Here is a 22046-nt window from a genome sequence, read left to right as displayed (position 1 = left end):
TTCACCAAACCATAAGACCGCTTCCGGCGCTATGCACACCATGGCGGAGGAAGCCGATAATCCATGCCACCAGGATGGCGGCGACAAAACCGTCCAGACGGTCCAATAGCCCGCCGTGGCCCGGAATTAAGTGACTGGAATCCTTGACATCGAAGCGCCGCTTGACCGCGGATTCGAACAGATCGCCGCAGGCCGACACGATTGAGAGGACCGCGCTGACGAGCAGCAATGGAACTATCTTTCCAACCCCGCAAGCGGCAAAGCCGACCGCGACCAAAAGGCTGGCGGCAAAGCCGCCGAGCGCCCCTGACCAGGTCTTCTTCGGGCTCACGCGCGGCCACAGCTTCGGTCCGCCGATGCCGCGGCCGGCGAAATAGCCGCCGATATCGGTCGCCCACACCACGAGCAGCACGAACATCAGCGCGGCGAAGCCGTTCACGAGATCCTTCCGCAGCAGGATCGAGGCGAGTAGCGCCGCCGACGCATAGGCAAATCCGGAGGCCGCCCAGACGAACTTGCCCCGCGCGATCACCGTCACGACCGCCCCACCAATCAGGCCGGTGATGATTGCGGTCTTCAGCGCGCCGAAGGCAACGCACAAGCCCATCGCGGCGATGACGATCGTCCCCGCCCCGGTCAGCGCGGTCGAGCCTGCGCCAACCACCATCAGCCATTCCGCGAACAGTCCGATCGACACCAGGGTGACGAGAAGCGCCCACAGCCAGCCGCCGGCATAAGCGAGCGCAATGGCGAGCGGCGCCAGCACCAGCGCCGCGAGGATTCGCATCACGAGATTGCTCGGGGCAGGCTGAGAGCCGGCCGGTGCGGAGTTGGGCTCGCTCACGAGGCGGTTTTCGCGACCAGGCCGCCGAAACGGCGCTCGCGCCTGGCGAATTCGGCGATTGCGCCTTCCAGCGCCGCCTTGTCGAAATCGGGCCAGTGAATCGGCACGAAGACAAGCTCGCTATAGGCGGCCTGCCACATCAGGAAGTTGGACAGGCGCTGCTCGCCACTGGTGCGGATGATGAGATCGGGATCGGGAATGTCGGGCGCGTCGAGATGCGCCCCCAGTGTCTCGGCATCGATCGTGTCGGGACTGCGCCGGCCCTCGGCGACTTCCCGCGCGAGCTTCTGCGCCGCCTTCGCGATCTCCTGCCGGGAGCCGTAATTGAAGGCGACGACGAGCGTGAGGCGCGTGTTATCGCGCGTCAGTTCCTCCGCCTCATTGAGAAGTGCGCAGATGTCGCCCTCCAGCCCATCCCGCTCGCCGATGATGCGTACCTTGACGCCGTCGCGATGCAAGCTCGCCAGATCGTTGCGGATGAAGCGGCGCAACAGGCCGAACAGATCGCCGATCTCGCTCGCCGGACGCGACCAGTTTTCCGAGCTGAAGGAGAAGATGGTGAGATAGCGGATGCCAAGCTCATGCGACGCCCGAACCACGCGACGCAGGGCCTCCACGCCGCGGCGATGGCCCTCCGCCCGTGGCAAGCCGCGCGCGGCCGCCCAACGTCCGTTGCCATCCATGATGATGGCGACATGCGCAGGCGCATCGGACCGATCTGGTCCTTCCGTTGCGGGCGCGGCGGCGTTGGACATGAGGCTGCCTTAAAGCATGATCCGGACCCGAAGGGCCGCGTTAGCGCAAAGTGCGAAGCGGTTTTCCGTAAAGATCATGCGCGAACATAACCTAGAGCGCGATCCATCCTGCTTAGACGGTGAGGATTTCTTTTTCCTTGGCGGCCAGCAACTGGTCGATCTCGGAGATCGTGCCGTCGGTCGCCTTCTGCACCTCGTCGGCGTGGCGCTTCTGATCGTCCTCGGACATCTCGTGATTCTTCTCGAGCTTCTTGAGAACGTCGAGACCGTCGCGGCGGACGTGGCGCGCGGCGACCTTGGCGGCTTCCGCGTATTTGTGCGCGACCTTGACGAGCTCCTTGCGACGCTCCTCATTGAGTTCGGGGATGCGCAGGCGCAGAACCTGGCCTTCAGTCGCCGGCGACAGGCCGAGATTGGAATCGACGATCGCCTTCTCCACCGCCTTGACCATCGACTTGTCCCAGACCTGCACCGAAATCAGGCGCGGCTCCGGCACGCTGACGGTGGCGAGCTGGTTCAGCGGCATGTGGCTGCCATAGGCGTCGACCTGCACCGGATCGAGCATCGAGGCGGAGGCGCGACCGGTGCGCAGGCCGCCAAGCTCGTGCTTGAGCGACTGGATCGCGCCCTGCATGCGGCGCTTGACTTCGTTGAGATCGAAATTGTCCGTGGCCATCCCGTTTCTCCTTCAAAATCCCGGCGACCTCTCCGCACCTTCTCTCAGGGTGCAACGACAAGCCGTCAGCCGGCGACAATGGTTCCGTGGCCGCCGCCACGCAGTACAGCGCCGATCGAGCCCGGCTCCGCGATCGAGAACACGATGATAGGCAGCGACGTCTCGCGGGCAAGCGCGAAGGCGGTCGCATCCATCACCTTGTAGCCGCCCTCGATCGCCTGCGAATGCGTCAGACGGTCGAATCGCGTCGCCGTCGGGTCTTTCTTCGGGTCGGCCGAGTAGACACCGTCGACATTGGTCGCCTTCAGAACCGCCTGGGCGCCGATCTCGGCTGCGCGCAGCACCGCGGTCGTGTCCGTGGTGAAGAACGGATTACCGGTTCCGCCGCCGAGCAGCACGATCCGGCCCTCGGCGAGGTATTTATGTGCCGCGGTGCGGGTGAACAGCTCGGAAATCTCGGGCATGACGAAGGCCGACAGCGTGCGCGCAGGCGTGCCCTTGCGCTCGATCGTGGCCTCGAGCGCGAGGCAGTTCATCATCGTGGCGAGCATGCCCATGGTATCGCCGGTCGGGCGCGACACGCCGCGCGAGGAGACCTCGACGCCGCGAAAGAGATTGCCGCCGCCGATGACGACGGCGACTTCGGTGCCGAGGTGGCGGGCTGCGATCAGATCGTCGGCGACCCGGTCGATGGTCGGTTGATCGATGCCAAAACCCTGCGGTCCCGCGAGATATTCGCCGGACAGCTTGATCACGACGCGACGATAGACCGGATCAGTCATGAGCACTTTCCTTGTCCGGGCGCCGCTTCCGGCGGCACGCCGGAAGGAACGTTCCGGCGCTTACTTCTTGCCGCTGGCCGCCGCGACCTCGGCCGCGAAGTCGCTTTCCTGCTTCTCGATTCCCTCACCGAGAGCATAGCGCACAAAGCCCGCGATTTTCACCGCGCCGCCGACCTTGCCTTCGGCTTCCTTCACCGCCTGCGCCACCGACTTCCCGGTGTCGTGGATGAAGGCCTGCTCGAGCAGGCAAACTTCCTTGTAATAGGTCTTCAGGCCGGACTCGACGATCTTCTCAATCACGTTCTCGGGCTTGCCCTGCTGGCGATATTTGTCGGCGAGCACGTCCTTCTCGCGCTTGACGACCGCCGGATCGAGACCGGACGGATCCAGCGCCAGGGGGTTGGCGGCCGCGACATGCATCGCGATCTGGCGGCCAAGCGTTGCGAGCTCGTCGGCCTTGCCGGGCGATTCCAGTGCCACGATCACGCCCATCTTGCCGGCGCCCTCGACCACCGCGCCATGGACGTAGCTCGACACCACGCCCTGGCTGACCTCGAGCGAAGCTGCGCGGCGCAGCGTCATGTTCTCGCCGATGGTGGCGATCGCGTCATTGATCGCAGTTTCGATCGTGACGTCGCCGACCTTGGCGGCCTTGATCTTCTCGACATCGGCGCCGGTGTTGAATGCGACCTGGGCGATCATCTTGACGAGGCCCTGGAACTGGCCGTTGCGCGCGACGAAGTCAGTCTCGGAATTGACTTCGACCACGACGCCCTTGTTGCCCTTGGTGAGCGCGCCGATCAGACCCTCGGCGGCGACGCGGCCCGACTTCTTGGCGGCCTTCGACAGGCCCTTCTTGCGCAGCCAATCCTGCGCCGCTTCCATGTTGCCGTCGTTTTCGGTCAGCGCGGCCTTGCAGTCCATCATGCCTGCGCCGGTCGACTCGCGCAGGTCCTTGACCATCGCAGCTGTGATCGTTGCCATCGTTCAAAATCCTTTTTGCCTGCCGGTTTGCCGCGGCGCGGCCAGATCGCCTCGCCGCGGTCCATCTCAGGAATTCGCGTCAACTGAAATGGTGGCTGGAGCTTGTCCGGCCAACCCATCGCTCTTTTTGACTATTCCGCTTCCGCGGTCAGCGCCTTGGCCTTGGCCACCCAGGCGTCCGCGCGGCTCGGCAGGCCGACTTCTTCGCCGATCTTGTGCGCGGTATCGTGATCGAGCTCAGCCAGCTGCCAGAAGTGGAAGATGCCGAGATCGTTGAACTTCTTCTCGATCGCGCCCGACACGCCCGGGAGCTTCTTGAGGTCGTCGGACGTGCCGCGCGGGCCGGCAAGGCCTTGGAAGCCGCTCGTGGCGGGCAGCTCTTCTGCGACCGGCCGAACCGAAGCACCGACGTCGATTCCGGAATCGCCCTGGGCGCGTGAAATGCCGTCAATCGCTGCGCGCGCGATCAGATCGCAATAGAGCGCAATCGCGCGGCCGGCGTCGTCATTTCCCGGCACCACATAAGTGATGCCCTTCGGATCCGAATTGGTGTCGACGATCGCCGCGACCGGAATGTTGAGCCGCTGGGCTTCCTGGATCGCGATGTCTTCCTTGTTGGTGTCGATCACGAAGATCAGGTCGGGCAGACCGCCCATGTCCTTGATGCCGCCGAGCGAGCGGTCGAGCTTGTCGCGCTCGCGCTGAAGGGTCAGGCGCTCCTTCTTGGTGTAGGAGGAGGCATCGCCGCCGGCGAGCACGTCGTCGAGATGACGCAGGCGCTTGATCGAGCCCGAGATCGTCTTCCAGTTGGTCAGCGTGCCGCCGAGCCAGCGCGAATTGACGAAGTACTGAGCGCAGCGCTTGGCCGCGTCGGCAACGCCGTCCTGCGCCTGGCGCTTGGTGCCGACGAACAGGATGCGGCCGCCCTTGGCGACGGTGTCGCTGACCGCCTGCAAGGCGTTGTGCAGCAACGGCACGGTCTGCGCGAGGTCGACGATGTGGATGTTGTTGCGGGCGCCGAAAATGAACGGCGCCATTTTCGGATTCCAGCGGTGAGACTGGTGACCAAAGTGCACGCCGGCTTCGAGGAGCTGACGCATAGTGAAATCGGGTAGTGCCATCGTTCTAATTCTCCGGTTGGTTCCTCCGGAAGCGTGTGAGCAGGACAGAGCGTTGTCGCCCCGGCTGCCACCGGACGGCCTTGTGAGCCATGCTTCCGTGTGAGATGGCGCGGTGTATAGCGCGATTTCGGCCAGAAGCAAGGAAATAAGGGCCTTTCGGGGCGGCTTTCGCCCGCAAGAGGCCCCCTTCCGTAAAGATCGCTCCGGCCTAGCCCCTGCCTAGCATCTGGGCTGGTTCGGCGGGCACTTCTTTGCCGCCGGCGGCGGAGCCGGAGGACGCGGTGGAGGTGCTGCCGGGCGCGGCGGCGGCGGTGGCGCGACGGCCATCCGGGGCGGCGGAGGTGGCGCCGGCCGGGCGACCGGCGGCGGCGGCGCGGGCCGCGCCATTGGCGGCGGCGCCGGTCGAGCAACCGCCACGGGTGGAGCCGCCCGTGGCGGTGGCGGCGGCGCAACACGCGGCGGAGGCGGAGGCGCCGGCCGCGCCACGGCCTGAGGCCGCGGTGGTGGCGCCGACGGCCGGGCAGCCTGGGCGGGAGCTGCGGTCGGCTGATGCTGCGGCCTGATCGGCTCCCGCGCCGCCGAGGGCGGCGGCGTGACCGGTCGTCCAACTGCGCCAGGAGGCGTGCGGGCAGCAGGCGGCGAACCAGCCGGCTCGCGGGTCGCGGACTTGCCATGGTCCCCAGGCCCGGTCCCGGTCCCGGGCGGGGCCTGGGCCACCGGCGGCTTCGGCGGTTGGCCGGGCACAGCGGCCGGGTTTGTCGCCGTGGGCGCAGTCGCCGGCGCGGCGGCGGTCGGCGCACCGGGATGACCCGGCGGCGTGGTGCCGGGAGCAGCAGTCGTCGGCGCTCCCGCAGGCCCTCCCGGATGGGTCGGCGGCGGTGTGCCGGGAGCAGTGGCCGTGGGCAGCCCGGGTCTGCCGCCCGGCAGTGGCCCGGCTCCCGCTGGCGGTACAGGTGGACCGCCATGGGTGCCGGGAACCGGCAGGGTGTTGGCTTGGGGCAGCTTGGCCGGTGGCGTGGCAAGCGGACTGGCAGGTGGAGTCGTAGGTGGCGTACCGGTCGGTGCGGCATTGGCCGGCCTGGCCGGAGGCATTCCTGGCCTCGCCGTCGGCTGCATCGTCGCGCTCGGCGGCATCGGCGCCTTGCCCTGCTGAATCAGGGCGGCGCGCTGCACGACCGCCTGCGGCATGGCGGGACCAGCCGGATTGGTGCGCCCGGCAATGGCTGGCGCGAGATTGCCCGCTCCGGCACCCGCACCCGCCGGCGGTGCCGGCGGCTGGTTGATCACCGTGTTGATGACCGGCCTGTTATGGATGTTCTGATAGATGATGTTGTTCGGGGGCGGTGCGACATAGACCGGCGGCCTGACGAACACAGGAATTGGCACGAACATCGGCTGCGGCAGCACGAACAGGCCGACCACCGGCATCGGCGGCGACAGCACGACGAAATCCGGCGGCGGCGGTGGCAGATAATAGACCGGCGGCGGCGGTGGCGGCGCAAAGCCAAAATCCGGATCGCTGAAATACAGCACGGGACGCTCGACATAGACCACCTCCTCCGGCGGCGGTGGCGGCACGTCGTAGTCGATCATCGCGAAGCTCGGCGGCGGCTCGGCCGGCGCGGTGAGAATCGCCAAGCGCCGGCGCGCATCCGCCGCATGCGGACCGCGCGGATAGCGACGCAGATACGACCAATAGGCCTCCGGCGTGTCGGTCCGATAGGTCCGCCGCCAGGTGATGGCCTCGCGGCGCGCCGCGACGATCACCATCACGCGCTTTGACAGCGGGTCGCCGGGATAGGCGGAGAGAAACTCTTCGTAGGCCGGCAGCGTGTCGCGCGTGAGCGCGGCGGCATAGGCATCCTGCACGCCGAGATCGCGGATCGGCTTGTTGCGCATCGCGGCGACTTGGTCGGGTGCGGCCTCAGGCGGCGGCGCGTCAGGTCCGCGCTCGAAGAACGAGAATTGCGCCGATATCTTCTGCTCGTTCCAGGGCACTTGCGCGCCCTTGCTGGCCTCGTTGACGCGCAGTCGAACGCGGTCGAACACCTCAGGCAGCGGTAGGCCGCCGGTGCGGATCATCTCCGCCAGCGACTGCGCATAGATGCCGTAAGGTCCAGGCTCCTCGGGCGCCACCGTGCCGGGCGCGGCGTTGAACGCGATCAGCATGTTGGCGTCGGGCTCGACCAGCGCAAGTCCGCTCGCGATCTGCTGGCCGCCCTCCACGAAGGGCTGCGCCCGCGCAGCGTCGAGCACGACGATGTTGGCCTTGAGCGGAACGGAGGCGAGCTGGCGGAGATAGTCGCCGATGCGCAGGCCTTCGGTCGGAATGTCGGTGTCGCGGGTGATGTTGGAATCGACCGGGATGAAGTAGTTCTCACCGGCAAGTTGCACGCCATAGCCGGCGAGGTAGACCATCGCGACGGTGCCCGGTCCGGAGGCCTGCGCCTTCTGGATGAAATCGCGAAAGCTCTTGCGCAGCGTGTCGCCGTCGAGATCGCGGGCGCCGACGACGTCGAAGCCCGCCGCCTGCAGCGTCTGCGCGATCAGGCCGGCATCGTTTGCCGTCGTCGCCAGCGGCGACTTGGCATAGGCGCCGTTGCCGACCACGAGCGCCATACGCTTTTCCTGCTGCTGTGCACGCGCCGGATCCGGCGCGCCCGCGGCAAGGACCGCGATTGGCAGGAGAAGGCAAATGAAGGCTCGGAGCGTCCCACGCATGACTTGCTTGCCCGTTTTTGTTGTTGAGATGCCGCCACGCATCAGACGCGTGGCGAGCTGAATGACACTTGAACGAAAGGCTTCCAAATAACGAAGGCTTGGATTGAGGCGGCGGCATGGCGCCCGGCACCAACGCCAGGGCGCCTGCGTCAGCCTCGCGACAACGAACCGGCGCGAGCCGGTTCGTCTCGTCAGACCTGCGCGATCAGGTCGACCGTTCCCGTCGTGAGCCGATAGATGCCGCCGACGACCTTCAGCTTGCCCTGCTCCACGGCCGCATTGAGGATCGGCGCTGCCGACTTCAGCTTCGCGACGTTGTCGATGACGTTCTGCCGGATCGCCTTGTCGAGGACGTCCCCACCCTGCTGCATCGCAGCCTTCGCTGCAGGCGTGATCGCATCGACCAGCGATGGAATATGGCCCGGCGGCGGCTTGTTGTCCTTGATCGCCTTCAGCGTCGCATCGACCGCGCCGCAAGCGTCATGGCCGAGCACGAGGATCAGCGGCGCATTCAGCACGGCCACCGCGTATTCCATGCTGGCGATGGTTTCGGTGCCGGCAAAATTTCCGGCGACGCGGCAAACGAACAGATCGCCGCGGCCAGTGTCGAAGGCATATTCCGGCGCGATGCGCGAATCGGCACAGCTCAGTACGGCCGCGAACGGATTCTGTCCGCCGACCAACGCCTCGCGCTCGTGCTTGAAATCGTGCCGCCGCGACACGCCGTCGACATAGCGGGCATTGCCTTCCGTCAGGCGCTTCAATGATGCGTCGGGCGACAGCACGTTCTGCGGCTTGGGCGGCGCCTTGGTCTCTTTGGCGAAGGCTCTGCCGGTCAGGGCGAGGCCGAGCGCCGAGGCACCCAACAACATCGCGGATCGTCGCGACGGCGCGATCCTCTCATGTGGGGATTCATAGCACTTGTCGCACATGTCACGTTCCCTCCCGGCGCGATGGACGAACGGCCTCACGGCGATCATAGCCGCAACGCTGTGACGACACCACAAATGACGGTGCGGGCGGAGCTCGAATTTCGCGCGGAGGCTATTCTGCCAACCGAAGCTCTGCGATCGTCGTCCTGGCGGCCGATTCATCCAAGGGCAGGAAATCCAGCGGCCCCTGATTTTTATAGCCGGACGTCATCGCAAGCGTGAGACCCCAGCCCAGCACCCCCGTGCTCGCATTCGCGATCATGGCGCTCTTGCGCTGACTGAAGCGCGCTACGAAGAACACGGTCTGGCCGGACTGAGCCGAAAAGTCCACGCGCGTGACGCCGAGCGCCGCCTCCTCTGCTACGAACTGGTGCTGGCCTGCCGGGCGATCGACATAGACATATGTCCCGGTCTTCAGGCCCTTGATCGGCGTACCGTCGAGGGAAAATTCCCAGTCCGGATCGCCGATGCCGCCGAAGCCTTTCTCGCGAAACACGACGACACGGGCCTGCCCGGCTTTCGGCGGACCCAGCTTTCGTACCGTCTCCGAATATCCGAGCCCGCTCCTCGCCGTCTCACAGCCGCACAGCAGTGCCGCAGCCACGAGCAATACCAGCCCACGCAATAGCATCACGCCCCCAGATTTTCCCCGAGTGCATGCTAACCGAAAACAGCGAAAGGTTGCAACAGGGCCGCCGCATGTCCCGCGCAAGACATGCAGCCGCCTGCAACACCGTGCGCGTTGCTAGAGCTGCTGCACGTCCACCACACCGGCGACCGCCTTGATGGCGCCGGCGATCTGCGGCGAGACCTTGAAGCGGCCGGGCAGCTTCATCTCGACCTCGGTTTCGAGGTCGAGCATCATGACCAGCGAGACCTCGCCGTCGCCGTTGGAGCGGGGCGCGATGCCCGGACTGCCGACCTTCGGCGCGGCGCCGTTCGCCATGTCGGGGCCGGCGAGACGCTTGGCGATCGATTCCAGCGGCTTGGTGTCGCGCACGAAGATGCGCAGGCCCTTCTGCGTCTTGGCCGCGGCCTCGTCCAGCGGCTCGGCGTGCAGCACGCGCGCGCGGACGTCCTCGCCCTGGAGCTCGGCGCCGAGCTGGAGCAGCACCGCGGCGCCCGGTTCCAGGACGTCGCGATATTGCGCGAGGCCTTCGGAGAACAGCACCGCCTCAAAGTGACCCGTGGGATCAGAGAGCCCCATGATGCCCATCTTGTTGCCGGTCTTGGTCCGCCGCTCCATGCGCGACACCACGGTGGCCGCGACCTTGCCGGCGGTGGCGCCGGTCTTCACCGCGCGGGAGAACTCGGCCCAGGACTGCACGCGCAGCCGCTTCAGCACGGTGGCGTAATCGTCGAGCGGATGTCCCGACAGGAAGAAGCCGATCGCGTCATATTCGCGGCGCAGCCGCTCGGCCGGCAACCAGGGCTCGATCTGCGGCAGCATGATGGTCGGCGCGTCGGCCGAGCTGCCGAACATGTCGTTCTGGCCGATGGTTGCAGCTTCGTTCGCCCGCTGGCATGCGGCGAGAATCGAGTCGGCGCCGGCGAAGACCCGCGCCCTGTTCGGCTCCAGCGTGTCGAAGGCGCCCGCGGCGGCGAGGCTTTCGATGATGCGCTTGTTGATCGCGCGCGGCGACACCCGCGCGGCAAAGTCGGCGAGCGAGGTGAACAAGCCGTTTTTGGTCCGCTCCGCGATGATCTGCTCGACGGCCGCAATACCGACGCCCTTCAGCGCCGCGAGCGCGTAGTAGATGGTCTTGTCGCCGACTTCGAAAGTCGCGCCGGAACGGTTGACGTTGGGCGGTTCGACCTTGATGCCGAGGCGCTGCGCCTCGGCGCGGAATTCGGACAGCTTGTCGGTATTGTTGAGATCAAGCGTCATCGACGCGGCGATGAACTCCACCGGGTAATGCGCCTTCATGTAGGCGGTGTGGTAGGACACCAGCGCATAGGCCGCCGCGTGGCTCTTGTTGAAGCCGTAGTCGGCGAATTTCGCCAGCAGCTCGAAGATGGTATCGGCCTGCCCCTTCGGCACGCCGTTCTTCACTGCGCCTGCGACGAAGATCTCGCGCTGCTTCTCCATCTCGGCGCGGATCTTCTTGCCCATGGCGCGGCGCAGCAGGTCGGCGTCGCCAAGCGAATAGCCCGACATCACCTGCGCGATCTGCATCACCTGTTCCTGGTAGATGATGACGCCGAAGGTCTCCTTGAGAATCGGCTCCAGCACGGGGTGGAGATATTCCGGCTCCTCGTCGCCGTGCTTGCGCGCGCAATAGGTCGGGATGTTCGCCATCGGACCCGGTCGATAGAGCGCGACCAGCGCGATGATGTCCTCGAAACGGTCGGGGCGCATGTCGACCAGCGCGCGCCGCATGCCCTGGCTTTCAACCTGGAACACGCCGACCACCTCGCCGCGCGCCAGCATCTGGTAGCTTTCGGCATCGTCGATCGGCAGCGTCGCGAGATCGACGTGGATGTTGCGCGGCTTGAGCAGTTTGCACGCGACGTCGAGTACGGTCAGCGTTTTCAGGCCGAGGAAGTCGAACTTCACGAGGCCCGCGGGCTCGACCCATTTCATGTTGAACTGGGTCACCGGCATGTCGGATTTGGGATCGCGATACATCGGCACGAGTTCGCTCAGCGGGCGATCGCCGATCACGATGCCGGCCGCGTGCGTCGAGGCGTGACGGGTCAGGCCTTCGAGGCGCTGCGCGATGTCGAAGGCGCGCGCCACCACCGGATCCTCGTCGCGGAACGCCTGGAGTTTTGGCTCGCTCTCGATCGCGGCGGCCAGCGTCACCGGCGCGGCCGGATTCTGCGGCACGAGTTTTGTGAGCTTGTCGACCTGGCCATAGGGCATCTGCAGCACGCGGCCGACGTCGCGCAGCACGCCGCGCGCCTGCAGCGTCCCGAAGGTGATGATCTGCGCGACCTGGTCGCGACCGTAGCGCTCCTGGACGTACCTGATCACCTCGCCGCGGCGATCCTGGCAGAAGTCGATGTCGAAGTCCGGCATCGAGACGCGTTCCGGATTAAGGAAGCGCTCGAACAGCAGGCCGAACTTGATCGGGTCGAGGTCGGTGATGGTCAGCGCCCACGCCACCAGCGAGCCTGCGCCGGAGCCGCGGCCCGGCCCGACCGGGATGCCCTGGCCCTTTGCCCATTTGATGAAGTCGGAGACGATCAGAAAGTAGCCCGCGTATTTCATGCGCATGATGACGTCGAGCTCGAACGCAAGCCGCGCGTTGTAATCTTCTTCCGTCGTGCCTTGCGAGAGGCCGTGCACGCGCAGGCGGTTGGCGAGCCCCTCCTCCGCCTGCCGCTTCAATTCGGCCGCCTCGACTGCGGCGGCATCGGAGCTTGCGGCAGCGCCGACCGTGAAGAACGGCAGGATCGGCTTGCGCGTCATCGGCCGGAACGAGCAGCGCTCGGCGATCTCCACCGTCGAGGCCAGCGCCTCCGGAATGTCGGCGAACAGCACCGCCATCTCGGCGCGGGTCTTGAAGCGGTGATCGGGCGTGAGCTGCTCGCGCTCGGTCTCCGCGATCAGCCGCCCGCCGGCGATGCAGAGCAGCGCGTCATGGGCTTCATAATCGTCGGTCGTGGCGAAATACGGCTCGTTGGTCGCAACCAGCGGCAGGCCCTTGGTGTAGGCGATGTCAATCAGGCTGCTTTCGACCCGCCGCTCCTTCTCGATGTTGTGGCGCTGCAATTCGATGTAGAGACGGTCTCCGAACAGGCTGGCCAGACGCTCGCAGCGCGCCGCCGCGAGCTCGGTATAACCGCCGGCAAGCGCCAGCGAGATCGGTCCGTCCGGACCGCCCGTCAGCGCGATCAGACCTTCGGTCTCGCCTTCGAGCCAGTCGAACTTGATGTGGGGAGCATGAGTGTCGGGCGTCTCCAGGAACGCGCGCGAGTTCAGCCGCATCAGGCTGCGATAGCCGCGCTCCTGCGCGGCCAGCAGCACCACGCGCGAGGGCAGCAGCACGTTGCGCGCATTGGGATCCTGGTCGCCGAACTCGATCGCGATCTCGCAGCCCACGATCGGCTGGATACCGGAGCCCGCCATCTTGTCGGAGAACTCCAGCGCACCGAACATGTTGTCGGTGTCGGTCAACGCCAGCGCCGGCTGATGGTCTTTCTTCGCTAGCTCGGCGAGCTTGGCGATCTTGATCGAGCCCTTGAGCAGCGAATAGGCCGAGTGAACGTGAAGGTGGACAAATCCGGCGCTCGGCATGGTCGCGTGACGGCCTCTTGCAGATGAGATGGAGCGGTCACCGGCACCGGAGGCATCCTGCACTCGCCCGGCCGACTCGCCTCATAATGGTGGGGCGTCATGGTGCCAGAGTCCACGCCGGAGCGGCCGATCGGCCGCGTCGTCCTGCTTTTCCCCAACCTAGGCCCGCGCCTAGAGCTGCGGGAGCACCTGGGCCCAGATCGCAATCATCCCGACAAACAGCGCGATCGACGCCAACGCGGCGGCCTCTTCAACGAAAATCCTGAACATGGCTTACTCCATGGTGAGAACGTATGAAGAACATTGTTCTCATTTCGTTCTCAGGAGTCAAGCCATCTCGACCATCTCCAAACAGAATGGTTAACCCGCTGAATTTAAGCAACAAAAAAGCCCCGGCCGATGGCCGGGGCTTTCGCCAACCGCTCGAAGTCGAGCGATCGATAGCAGTCTTTTACTCAGTAACGGCCGAGGCTCGGGCCGCCGAACTTGTAGTTCAAGCGAACGAGGCCCATGTCGACGTCCTGGCGGATGCGATCGGTGCCAACCAGGCCTGCGAACGTGACGTTCTTGTCCTGCAGGAAGATGTGGTTGTACTCGACGCCAACCGACCAGTTCGGGGCGAAACCGTACTCGAGGCCGGCACCGATCGTGCCACCCCAACGGGTCTGATCGTTCGAGGACAGCAGCGCCCCGCCAAGGGTCGAGACTTCATACTTGCTGCCGGCGACAGCCGCACCGCCCTTGGCGTAAAGGAGGACGTTGTTCCAGGCGTAGCCGATCTGACCGGTGATCAGACCGAACGAGTCGATCTTGGAGCGGTTGCGCGTCGCGAACAGCGCGCTGACGTTGTCGCCCGAGAAGTCAGCCCAGTTGCCCTGACCTTCGATACCGAACACCCACTGGCCCGACTGCATGCGGTAGCCGATCTGGCCGCCGACCGTGCCGCCGGTCGCATCGTGCGAACCCTCGCGGCCACCGCCGACGAGATCCCAAGTCGAATGGGCGGAACCGCCGCCGCCGTTGACGCCGATGTAGAAGCCGCTCCAGTCGTAGATCGCGGCGACCATCGCCGGCGCCTTGGTGTAAGGCCGCGCAGCGAGGTCAGCAGCCACCGCCGGTGCGGTCGCGCCGAGCGCGACAAGGCTCACAGCAGCAAGCAACAGATTCTTGTTCATTTGATTCCCGTTCCAGTTTCGTCGTTAGGCCCCCGGGCCGTAGCGTCGTCATAGCAGCGCTCGACAGAATTGCTGTAACCTCGACGCCACAGTTCGCGCCAAAGGATCGCGCTTCATTAATGAAGATTTACCAGCGCGCGCGGGAAACCCTTTGAAACAAGAGTTTTCATGAGTTCCATTGTCGACTACACGACATACGCAGCATGCGCGCGTAACAACGTCGCGCGCACGTTCGCGTGATTGGAGAATCGAATGCGCAGACGAATTGCTCTCCCCATTGTCGCCACATTTTCGCTCGCCCTCGCCACATTTGGTTTCACGCTTAGCGCAAGCGTGCCTGCGCGCGCGTTCGGGACCCACCATGCCTTCTGCCTCACCGGCGATGAATGGCCGGGGCTGAGCAATTGCACGTTCGACACTTACGCGCAGTGCCAGGCGAGTTCGTCGGGCCGCGCGCTCACCTGCATCGCGAACCCGTATTTCGCAGGCCAGAGCGACGATCCCTACGCGTATCAGAACAGGCCGCGCGCGCAGGTGCCGGGTTATTCGCCCGGTTACTATTTGCCGCGCTGAGATGCGTCGCGCTCGCTTCGCGCTCCTCGCGATCGGCCTGCTGCTCGCCGGCGCGCCTGCGCACGCGCAGACCTACGATCCGAGCTATCCGGTCTGCATGCAGATCTACGGTCCCGTCGGCTATTTCGATTGCCGCTACACCTCTCTCGAGCAGTGCAGATTTTTAGCCCTCGGTCGGTCAGCGACGTGCGTGGCGAACCCGTATTTTGCGCAGAAGAAGCCCCCTCGCCACTCGCGGCGCGTCAATTAAATCGGGACTTCGATATGCGGCCCGCCTTGCGTTGAGCTTCCGACGCCACGCTCGGCAATCTGGTCGGCGAGACCGGCGCCGCCGCTGGCTCTGGATGATCGAACCCGTTCGGATGCTGCCCGAGATCCGGTGGCTTGAGGAGCCTCCTTAACCAGCCATGGTAACGATCAACGGTCCGCTTCGCGTGGCGATCACGGTGTGCTCGTATTGAACGGTCGGCGCCTCGGGGCTGCTGTAGAGCGTCCATGGATCATCGCCATCCTCTGCCCATTCCGCGCCAAGGGACAAGAACGGCTCGACGGTGAACACGAGGCCTTCGCTCATGATGCGGCGTTCGGAGCGGTCGGGCCACGTTGCGATCTCCGTCGGCTCCTCGTGGAGCGACAGGCCGACGCCGTGACTGGCAAGGTTCCTGACCAGGCTGTAACCGTTCTTCCGCGCAAAGGTCCCGATGGCCTGACCGATACCGGCAATCGGTTTGCCGGCTCCGACCTGCTGCAGGCCCGCCCACATCGCCCGCCGGCCGTCCCTGCAAAGACGTTCGACCGCGCGGGTTGCGGGTGGAACGGCGAATGAGGCTCCCGTATCCGCAAAGAAGCCGTTCTTCTCGGCTGACACGTCGATGTTCACGAGGTCCCCGCGCGCGATCCGCCGATCGCCGGGGATGCCATGAGCGATCTCCTCGTTCACGCTGATGCAGGTTGCGCCCGGAAAGTCGTAGGCCAGCTCCGGAGCCGAACGTGCACCGGCGGCCTCCAGCAGCGTTCGCCCGATCTGGTCGAGCTCGGAGGTGGACATGCCCGGCTCGACCGCCTTTCCCATTGCCTCCAGGGTATTGGCGACAATGCGCCCGATCTCCTTCAGGCGCGCGAGGTCGTTGTCATCCGAGATTGTCATGTCATGCTCTTCCGAAAGCCGGGGACATAGCCCTTGTGAAGGCAGCTTGCAAACGGAAGAGATCGTTTCCAAAACGCGTTCAGATCTCGTCGAGCAAGGTGCGGACTTTGGCAGCCAGGTCTTCGATAGCGAAGGGCTTGGGAAGCAGATGCTTGCCGGCATCGAGCACGCCATTGTGAACGATTGCATTGCGCGTGTAGCCGGTGGTGAACAGCACTTTCAGCGCCGGGTATCGTTTCGACAGCTCGGCCGCCAGCTCGGCGCCGGTCATGTCGGGCATGACGACATCCGTGAACAGCAGATCTGGAACGAAACCATTTTCGATCATCCTGATCGCCTCTTTGGCGCTGGCTGCCTCGATGACGTTGTAGCCAAGTTCGCGCAGGCTTTCGGACGAAATGTTGCGGACGCGCTCGTCGTCTTCCACGACGAGAATGGTTTCGTTCTGATGGCTTGCACCGGCGGGTATTTCTTCCTGTGACAGAGCTGAGCCCGCCTCCTCGCCGGCGAAGCGTGGAAGGTAGATCTTCACGGTCGTGCCAACATCGACTTCCGAGTAAATTTTGACATGGCCGCCCGACTGCCGCACGAAACCGTAGACCTGACTGAGGCCGAGACCGGTGCCCCTGCCCACGACCTTGGTCGTGAAAAACGGATCGAACACCTTGCCCAGCACGTCGGCCGGAATTCCCGTGCCGTTGTCCGTCACGGCCACGAGAACGTACTGCCCGGGTGCGAGTGCATACTCGCGAGCATATTTTCGGTCTATCGAGACGTTGCTGGTTTCTACTGTCAGCCTGCCGCCCTTCGGCATGGCATCGCGCGCATTGACCGCGAGGTTGATCATCGCGCTTTCCAGCTGGGCCGGGTCTGCCTTGACCCGCCAGAGGCCAGCCGCCAGCACCGTCTCGAGGCGGATCAGCTCGCCCAGCGAGCGCTCGAGCAACTCGCTCATCCCGCCGACCATCTTGTTGATGTCCACGACCTCAGGCGCGAGCGGCTGTTGGCGCGAGAACGCGAGCAGCCTCTGCGTCAACGTGGCTGCGCGATTTGCACCGTCGATGGCGCCCTCGATGAAGCGGTCTATGCTGACCTCTCCCCTGCCGAGCCGCCGCTTGGCAAGATTCAGGCTGCCGAGAATCACGGCCAGCATATTGTTGAAGTCGTGGGCAATGCCGCCGGTCAACTGCCCGACGGCTTCCATCTTCTGGGATTGCCGCAATTGCTCTTCGGCCTTCATGCGCTCGGCAATTTCGTCGGCAACACGTTGCTCCAATCCGGCGTTGAGCGCCTCGAGCCGGGTCAAGAGCTGGGCGTTGTCGATAGCGGTGGCGGCATGGCCCGCAATACCAAGCAACGCGGACTCATGCTCGGCTTGGAATTTACCCGTCTCGGCGTGACCGAAGAAAAGTCCGCCGAAAACTTCGCCGGTGCGCGAGATCACAGGGACCGCCAGGTAGGATCGGACCGGAAGATGGCCCTCGGGCATGCCTTTCCGCGGCGCGTTCTTGCCATAGCGGGGGTCCCGCAGGATATCGTCGGACCTCACCACGCCGGAGCCCTCGAAGGTCGGGCCAAAGACGGCTGTGTTACGCGGCATCGGAAAGTTTTCAAACGCGGATCGCGGCGCACCAGACAGCGAATACAGCATGTAGCTGCCGCCATCCGGCGCCAGAACGTTGTAGAAAAAGGCGCCGAATTGAGCACCGGTGAGTCCGACGCCGGCATCCGTCACGATCTGGACGATCTTGTCGAGGTCGCGTTCGCGAGAGACCGAGGCCCCGGTATCATTGAGTATTCTGAGATGACGCTCGGTTTTCTTTTGCGCGGTGATATCCAGAACCGTTCCGATGAACCGAACAGCTTGGCCGTTGGCAAAGATGGCTTGACCGGTCGCGGCGATCCAGCGTTCGACCCCATCCTGGATGCCAATGGTCCGGTATTCCATGTTGTAGTTTGCCGGCGCGTGCGGCGTCAGCGCCGCGGAGACGGCCTCGTGGGCGCGCTGCCTGTCCTCGGGATGAAGGCCCTTCAGGAACGCCCCTTCATAGCTGACTTCAGCGTCCGACGATAAACCGAACACCTCCTTGCAGCGGCTATCCCATCGAAGGACGTTGTTGACCGGGTCGTAGTCCCAGGTGCCGATACCAGCCGCCTTGTTTGCAAGCGTCAGTCGTTCGGCGGCCTCCCGCGCCGCCTGTTCCGATCGGACGCGCTCGATGTGGGCCCACGATCGCTCGGTCACTTCGGTGAGCAAGGCGAGTTCGCGCGGCGTCCACTGGTGCGGGCCCCGGTGATGGATCGCCATCAAGGCGGTGAGTTGCCCTTCTTTGACCAAGGGCATGCAAATCGTCGAACCGATCCCGATGTTCTGGAAAGTGGCGGCTTCCTCAGGCGCAAGCTCCTTCAAATTGTCATTGATGATCAGGGGCCTGCCGGCGCCGAGCTCTCGCACCGCCTTCTTCCCGAAGTCAGCCAGGCTGTAGTGACCAAGGATATGCACCGCGCCCGGCGCCGCCCAATCCCCGCGTATGGTGAAGCCGTCCTGGTCGGGATCCATATCGGCATAGGCACAGCTCGATACCTCGAGATGCTCGCCAAGCATCCTGGTCGTCACCGCCATCACGCCGTCGGCATCGCGGGTCCTGGCCGTCTCCTTGTTGAGTGCGTCCAGGAAAAGCAGCCGGGCTTCGTTCTCCCGCACGGCCGTCTCAGCACGGCGACGCTCAACGGCCGTGCGCGTACGCTCGGCAACATCGCGAATGAGCTCCAGCTCTTCGGGGCTCCATTCGCGCGGCCCGGCATTGTTCAAATACAGCAGCGCCACGACCCCATCGGCCTCCGAGATCGGCATGTTGACGAGCGCACGCGCAGAGATCGCCTCGAGAGCCTCGGCACGATCGCCGACGCGAGGGTCTTTTTCAGCATCGGCACAGATGACGGTCTCGCCCCGCTTGAGATCTTCGATGTAGCTGCCATAGTCGCGGAAGCGCAGCACGCCTGCGAGGCTCAGGATGCCCGGTGCGTTCCAGTCGCGGACAATGGTGATGGTCTCGGCTGAGGTGTCGACCGTGCCATAGCCCGCCCGGCTGACGTTCAGGCTGCGGCCGAGCAGTTCCGCCGCAGCATAGGCGAGATCGTCGGGATTGCTGATCTCTCGGATGAAGTCGCCGAGTGTGGCTAAGACGGAATTGCGATCGGCCGAGCGGATCCCGGTCGCTGTCGTCATTGGTCTTCCCCTGCCACGTTCCTAGCTCCACGAGGAGCTACTGCTTGATCGTCCCGCTGCTGTTCGCTTCGACCACAGGTAGCCCGCCTGACTTTCTGAGTGATGCAGCCGGGTCGCGCAAATTGTCTGCGCGATAACCGCATGATGGCATTTAGGTTCCTGTCGTCACCGTCCCCTCGGGAGATGCTGTTCTGCCTGCTCCCACATCGCCGCCAGATTGCCAATCCAGCCGTCGCGGACAGACCCGTGCGGATGCGCCACCGCAAGTTGTGGCTGCGCGGATCATCGTGTAACATCGATCTCTGCTTTTCACTGCGGGTGGTCCCCGTCGTTTCATGCTCGCCCGTAGTCTGCTTGTCCTGGCCTCGCTGATGCTTCCTGGCGCATTGCACGCCGAAGGGACGCCGGCCGAGAAGACTGGATTTGCATCCAGGCTGACGATCTATCTTGCCAAGGGACCACCAGACGCCTGCGGACCGGGCTGCGACCGCTGGATCGCCATCGAGGGCGATATCGACCAGGACGCTGCGCCGCGCATTCGCCGCTTCCTTGCCGGCGTCAAGGACACGCAGCGTCCGATCTACCTCTATTCACCGGGCGGAACCGTGGAGCAGTCCTATGTCATCGGGCGGTTGTTGCGCAGCCGCAAGGCGATCGGTCGGGTTGGCCGGACCATCGCGACGGCGTGCGCCGCGGGCACGCAGGTGGACGCCGCGTGCCTGAAAATAAAAAATACCGGCGGCGAGGTGGAAGCCGAACTCACCACTTACCATGCGATGTGCAACTCGGCCTGCGGCTACCTGTTTCTCGGAGCGACATCGCGCGAGGTCGCCCCCGACGCCGCGCTGGCGGTCCATAATTCCAGGCTGGTCCTTGCCTTTCACGGGCATCCGCCTCCGGCGGCGGTCGCGGAATACAGGCAGCGCCGGATGGCCAGGGCCGATCGCGATCGCGCTGCGTTCATCGCGGCGATGGGGATCAGCCGCGAGCTAGACGATCTGATCCGGACGGTGAAGTTCGAAAACCTGCACCTGCTGACGCGCGCCGAGCTCTATCGTTTCGGCATCGACACGCGTTCGCTTGCCGAAACGGCGTGGAAACTGGAAAAGGAAGCGCGCCCCTTCGCCCGCAAGTTCGCGATGCTGAAGGAGAACGGCGCTTCGTTCCGGCCTATGGAATGGCGTCTGTCCTGCGAAAGCGGAAAGCGCGTGCCGTTGACATTCGCGCGCGAGATCGACGAGACGGCCGTCGGCAAGACCACCATCCTGGTGACGGCGGACGCCGCTCCGGACAACGCGGCCGGAGGGTCTGCGTTGCGGACCGGAAAATACGAAGTCTGGCGTGGCAGCATCGATCCGGACATGCTCAAGGCGATACTGGCGTCCCGCTCCCTCCATGTCCGCGAAACCACGCTGTTACCCGACGACAAGGCGGACATCACGAAATTCGACATCGACTTGACGGGCCTGACGTCAGTGTGGCCGCAGCTTGCGGCGTCATGCGCGGCGGCGACGCCGGCTCCGAAGAGCCCGTGGCCGGCCATTCAGCAGCCGAACGCCAGCGTAACGCCCCCGGCCGCACCGTCGCCATGAGTCAACGTGGCGAAACTCGAACATCGCGCCGAAGGTCAGCTCCGCCAGGGAGTGTTGCGGATGCGCGTGCATGCGTTCGGCTTGTGAAATGTGGGGTCGTGATCTTCGATGTAATCGAAATTGACAGTCCCGAACGTGGTCTGCGGCTTCTTCAAGGCCGAGCAGGTTTGTACCTGAAGGAATTCGTTCTTGAAATCACCGCGCGGAAATGCGGTGGTCACCTGGTCGCGCTGCTCTGGCGAGTACTCGTCATAGCCAATCCCCACGACGTCGACCAACACACCCGCATTCGTGAGAGCGATTTCCGGCCGCATGTATTGTGGAATTCCGGGCGTCGTATGTAACGCGATCGCCTCCCAAACCAGATCGGCTTTTGGCTCGTCGATGCCGTGCCCCCTCAGAAATTCGCGGGCGGCATCGGCGCCATCAACTTCAAATCGCTTGGTCTGTGTATGGTAATGGTCGACAAGCCCGAGATCATGGAACAGCGCCGCGATGTAGAGCAGCTCGGAATCGAATTTCAGATTTTGCCGATGTCCCTTGATCGCGCCGAACACAAAGACGCGGACCGAGTGGTTGAACAACATGTCGTTTTCGTACTGGCGCACCAGCTCGGCGGCCTCCCGTGCGATCTTGCTGTCGGGAATCTTCACGCCGGAAATTGCGATGGTCATTTCAAGCTCCTGCCTTGAATCGCCGATATCTCAGGACATGCCGTCGCAGTCGATGGCATGTGTTTACCCTCTTGCCGTCCGGCACCGGGGTCAGGCTGCCATCTCTTTCGCGGCCTGTGGCGTATTTCGGAAGCTGATTGCCATGCGATTGTACGCATTCATCAGGCCGATCGCGATGGTGAGATCGACGAGCTCGCGCTCCTCGAAGACGGCGCGGGCAGCCTCGTAAGCTTGATCCGGGATGCCGGTGTCGGCCACACGGGTCACCGTTTCAGCCCATGCGAGGGCGGCACGCTCCCGCTCGTCGAAGAGATGACCGCCTTCCGCCCAGGCCTGCACCAGCGCGATCTTTTCGATCTTCTGTCCGCTCTTCAGCAGATCGCGCGTGTGCATGTCGAGGCAGTAGGCGCAATTGTTGATCTGCGAAATGCGCAGATAAACCAGAGTGACGAGCGTTGCAGGAAGATTGCTCTGCATGACATAGCCGTAAACGCCGCCGACCGCTTTCATGCCTGCGGGTGCAATGCGGTCGTAGTCGAGACGCTTAGCCATTTTCATGCTCCATGATCGGTTCTGTTCGGCGGCTGTCGCCATGTAC

General features: G+C 64.5%; 18 protein-coding genes. 3 read left to right on the top strand and 15 right to left on the bottom strand.

The window, feature by feature from the left end:
* Position 1: 1 nt before the first annotated feature.
* From AC0L3B_RS23790 to AC0L3B_RS23740, 11 genes are all read right to left on the bottom strand, one after another.
* Positions 2 to 844 carry a phosphatidate cytidylyltransferase gene (locus tag AC0L3B_RS23790; protein ID WP_473381124.1) on the bottom strand — a complete coding sequence of 281 codons (843 nt, stop codon included), beginning with the start codon at positions 842 to 844 and terminating at the stop codon, positions 2 to 4.
* Positions 841 to 1599 (bottom strand): isoprenyl transferase, encoded by a 759-nt coding sequence (locus AC0L3B_RS23785; RefSeq protein ID WP_007610887.1) that lies wholly within the window; start codon positions 1597 to 1599, stop codon positions 841 to 843. The genes AC0L3B_RS23790 and AC0L3B_RS23785 overlap by 4 nt, the downstream gene beginning before the upstream one ends.
* 112 nt (positions 1600 to 1711) lie before the next feature.
* Positions 1712 to 2275, bottom strand: a complete 564-nt coding sequence (gene frr, locus AC0L3B_RS23780; protein WP_007603628.1) for a ribosome recycling factor — start codon at positions 2273 to 2275, stop codon at positions 1712 to 1714.
* Between the two features lie 65 nt (positions 2276 to 2340).
* Positions 2341 to 3057, bottom strand: coding sequence for a UMP kinase (pyrH, locus tag AC0L3B_RS23775; protein WP_018455040.1), 717 nt, complete (start codon positions 3055 to 3057; stop codon positions 2341 to 2343).
* Between the two features lie 60 nt (positions 3058 to 3117).
* The gene (gene tsf, locus AC0L3B_RS23770) at positions 3118 to 4041 is read right to left on the bottom strand and encodes a translation elongation factor Ts (protein WP_085394826.1); all 924 of its coding nucleotides are present in this window, start codon (positions 4039 to 4041) and stop codon (positions 3118 to 3120) included.
* Between the two features lie 131 nt (positions 4042 to 4172).
* Positions 4173 to 5162: a 30S ribosomal protein S2 gene (locus AC0L3B_RS23765; protein WP_007603625.1), complete on the bottom strand. Its 990-nt coding sequence runs from the start codon at positions 5160 to 5162 to the stop codon at positions 4173 to 4175.
* Between the two features lie 219 nt (positions 5163 to 5381).
* A complete protein-coding gene (locus AC0L3B_RS23760) occupies positions 5382 to 7883 on the bottom strand; it encodes a caspase family protein (protein WP_473381123.1) in 2502 nt (833 codons plus the stop codon).
* Between the two features lie 191 nt (positions 7884 to 8074).
* Entirely contained in the window at positions 8075 to 8815 is a 741-nt protein-coding gene (locus AC0L3B_RS23755; protein ID WP_410706465.1) for a carbonic anhydrase, read from the bottom strand.
* A 112-nt stretch (positions 8816 to 8927) separates the two neighbouring features.
* Positions 8928 to 9446: a hypothetical protein gene (locus AC0L3B_RS23750; protein WP_026232865.1), complete on the bottom strand. Its 519-nt coding sequence runs from the start codon at positions 9444 to 9446 to the stop codon at positions 8928 to 8930.
* A 114-nt stretch (positions 9447 to 9560) separates the two neighbouring features.
* On the bottom strand, positions 9561 to 13058 hold the full coding sequence (dnaE, locus tag AC0L3B_RS23745) for a DNA polymerase III subunit alpha (RefSeq protein WP_204511323.1): 3498 nt from the start codon (positions 13056 to 13058) through the stop codon (positions 9561 to 9563).
* A 455-nt stretch (positions 13059 to 13513) separates the two neighbouring features.
* Positions 13514 to 14233: an outer membrane protein gene (locus tag AC0L3B_RS23740; protein ID WP_085394829.1), complete on the bottom strand. Its 720-nt coding sequence runs from the start codon at positions 14231 to 14233 to the stop codon at positions 13514 to 13516.
* A 252-nt stretch (positions 14234 to 14485) separates the two neighbouring features.
* Between AC0L3B_RS23740 and AC0L3B_RS23735 the strand changes: the two genes are divergently transcribed.
* Together AC0L3B_RS23735 and AC0L3B_RS23730 are read left to right on the top strand one after the other, a co-directional pair.
* The gene (locus AC0L3B_RS23735) at positions 14486 to 14806 is read left to right on the top strand and encodes a DUF3551 domain-containing protein (RefSeq protein ID WP_018455047.1); all 321 of its coding nucleotides are present in this window, start codon (positions 14486 to 14488) and stop codon (positions 14804 to 14806) included.
* A 1-nt stretch (position 14807) separates the two neighbouring features.
* Positions 14808 to 15056: a DUF3551 domain-containing protein gene (locus AC0L3B_RS23730; protein ID WP_018455048.1), complete on the top strand. Its 249-nt coding sequence runs from the start codon at positions 14808 to 14810 to the stop codon at positions 15054 to 15056.
* 147 nt (positions 15057 to 15203) lie between these two features.
* Here AC0L3B_RS23730 and map read toward each other — a convergent pair whose 3' ends face one another.
* Both map and AC0L3B_RS23720 read right to left on the bottom strand, forming a co-directional pair.
* Positions 15204 to 15953: a type I methionyl aminopeptidase gene (gene map, locus AC0L3B_RS23725; RefSeq protein ID WP_473381122.1), complete on the bottom strand. Its 750-nt coding sequence runs from the start codon at positions 15951 to 15953 to the stop codon at positions 15204 to 15206.
* A 79-nt stretch (positions 15954 to 16032) separates the two neighbouring features.
* Entirely contained in the window at positions 16033 to 19182 is a 3150-nt protein-coding gene (locus AC0L3B_RS23720; RefSeq protein ID WP_473381121.1) for a GAF domain-containing protein, read from the bottom strand.
* Positions 19183 to 19787: 605 nt separating this feature from the next.
* On the opposite strand from AC0L3B_RS23720, the gene AC0L3B_RS23715 reads away from it, so the two are divergent.
* Positions 19788 to 20774 (top strand): hypothetical protein, encoded by a 987-nt coding sequence (locus AC0L3B_RS23715; RefSeq protein WP_247385798.1) that lies wholly within the window; start codon positions 19788 to 19790, stop codon positions 20772 to 20774.
* A gap of 35 nt (positions 20775 to 20809) precedes the next feature.
* On the opposite strand, the gene AC0L3B_RS23710 is transcribed toward AC0L3B_RS23715, so the two are convergent.
* Both AC0L3B_RS23710 and AC0L3B_RS23705 read right to left on the bottom strand, forming a co-directional pair.
* Positions 20810 to 21448 (bottom strand): HD domain-containing protein, encoded by a 639-nt coding sequence (locus AC0L3B_RS23710; RefSeq protein WP_085353295.1) that lies wholly within the window; start codon positions 21446 to 21448, stop codon positions 20810 to 20812.
* Positions 21449 to 21538: 90 nt separating this feature from the next.
* Positions 21539 to 22000 carry a carboxymuconolactone decarboxylase family protein gene (locus tag AC0L3B_RS23705; RefSeq protein ID WP_473381120.1) on the bottom strand — a complete coding sequence of 154 codons (462 nt, stop codon included), beginning with the start codon at positions 21998 to 22000 and terminating at the stop codon, positions 21539 to 21541.
* Between the last annotated feature and the right edge of the window lie 46 nt (positions 22001 to 22046).

The organism is Bradyrhizobium sp. Kon56, from assembly GCF_055807635.1.
This window is presented reverse-complemented; position numbering and strand designations above follow the sequence as displayed.

Bases quoted from the DNA above. Each gene is read 5' to 3' on its own strand.
- AC0L3B_RS23785 (WP_007610887.1), bottom strand. From the start codon at position 1,599: ATGTCCAACGCCGCCGCGCCCGCAACGGAAGGACCAGATCGGTCCGAT.
- frr (WP_007603628.1), bottom strand. From the start codon at position 2,275: ATGGCCACGGACAATTTCGATCTCAACGAAGTCAAGCGCCGCATGCAG.
- pyrH (WP_018455040.1), bottom strand. From the start codon at position 3,057: ATGACTGATCCGGTCTATCGTCGCGTCGTGATCAAGCTGTCCGGCGAA.
- tsf (WP_085394826.1), bottom strand. From the start codon at position 4,041: ATGGCAACGATCACAGCTGCGATGGTCAAGGACCTGCGCGAGTCGACC.
- AC0L3B_RS23765 (WP_007603625.1), bottom strand. From the start codon at position 5,162: ATGGCACTACCCGATTTCACTATGCGTCAGCTCCTCGAAGCCGGCGTG.
- AC0L3B_RS23760 (WP_473381123.1), bottom strand. From the start codon at position 7,883: ATGCGTGGGACGCTCCGAGCCTTCATTTGCCTTCTCCTGCCAATCGCG.
- AC0L3B_RS23755 (WP_410706465.1), bottom strand. From the start codon at position 8,815: ATGTGCGACAAGTGCTATGAATCCCCACATGAGAGGATCGCGCCGTCG.
- AC0L3B_RS23750 (WP_026232865.1), bottom strand. From the start codon at position 9,446: ATGCTATTGCGTGGGCTGGTATTGCTCGTGGCTGCGGCACTGCTGTGC.
- dnaE (WP_204511323.1), bottom strand. From the start codon at position 13,058: ATGCCGAGCGCCGGATTTGTCCACCTTCACGTTCACTCGGCCTATTCG.
- AC0L3B_RS23740 (WP_085394829.1), bottom strand. From the start codon at position 14,233: ATGAACAAGAATCTGTTGCTTGCTGCTGTGAGCCTTGTCGCGCTCGGC.
- AC0L3B_RS23735 (WP_018455047.1), top strand. From the start codon at position 14,486: ATGCGCAGACGAATTGCTCTCCCCATTGTCGCCACATTTTCGCTCGCC.
- AC0L3B_RS23730 (WP_018455048.1), top strand. From the start codon at position 14,808: ATGCGTCGCGCTCGCTTCGCGCTCCTCGCGATCGGCCTGCTGCTCGCC.
- map (WP_473381122.1), bottom strand. From the start codon at position 15,953: ATGACAATCTCGGATGACAACGACCTCGCGCGCCTGAAGGAGATCGGG.
- AC0L3B_RS23720 (WP_473381121.1), bottom strand. From the start codon at position 19,182: ATGACGACAGCGACCGGGATCCGCTCGGCCGATCGCAATTCCGTCTTA.
- AC0L3B_RS23710 (WP_085353295.1), bottom strand. From the start codon at position 21,448: ATGACCATCGCAATTTCCGGCGTGAAGATTCCCGACAGCAAGATCGCA.
- AC0L3B_RS23705 (WP_473381120.1), bottom strand. From the start codon at position 22,000: ATGGCTAAGCGTCTCGACTACGACCGCATTGCACCCGCAGGCATGAAA.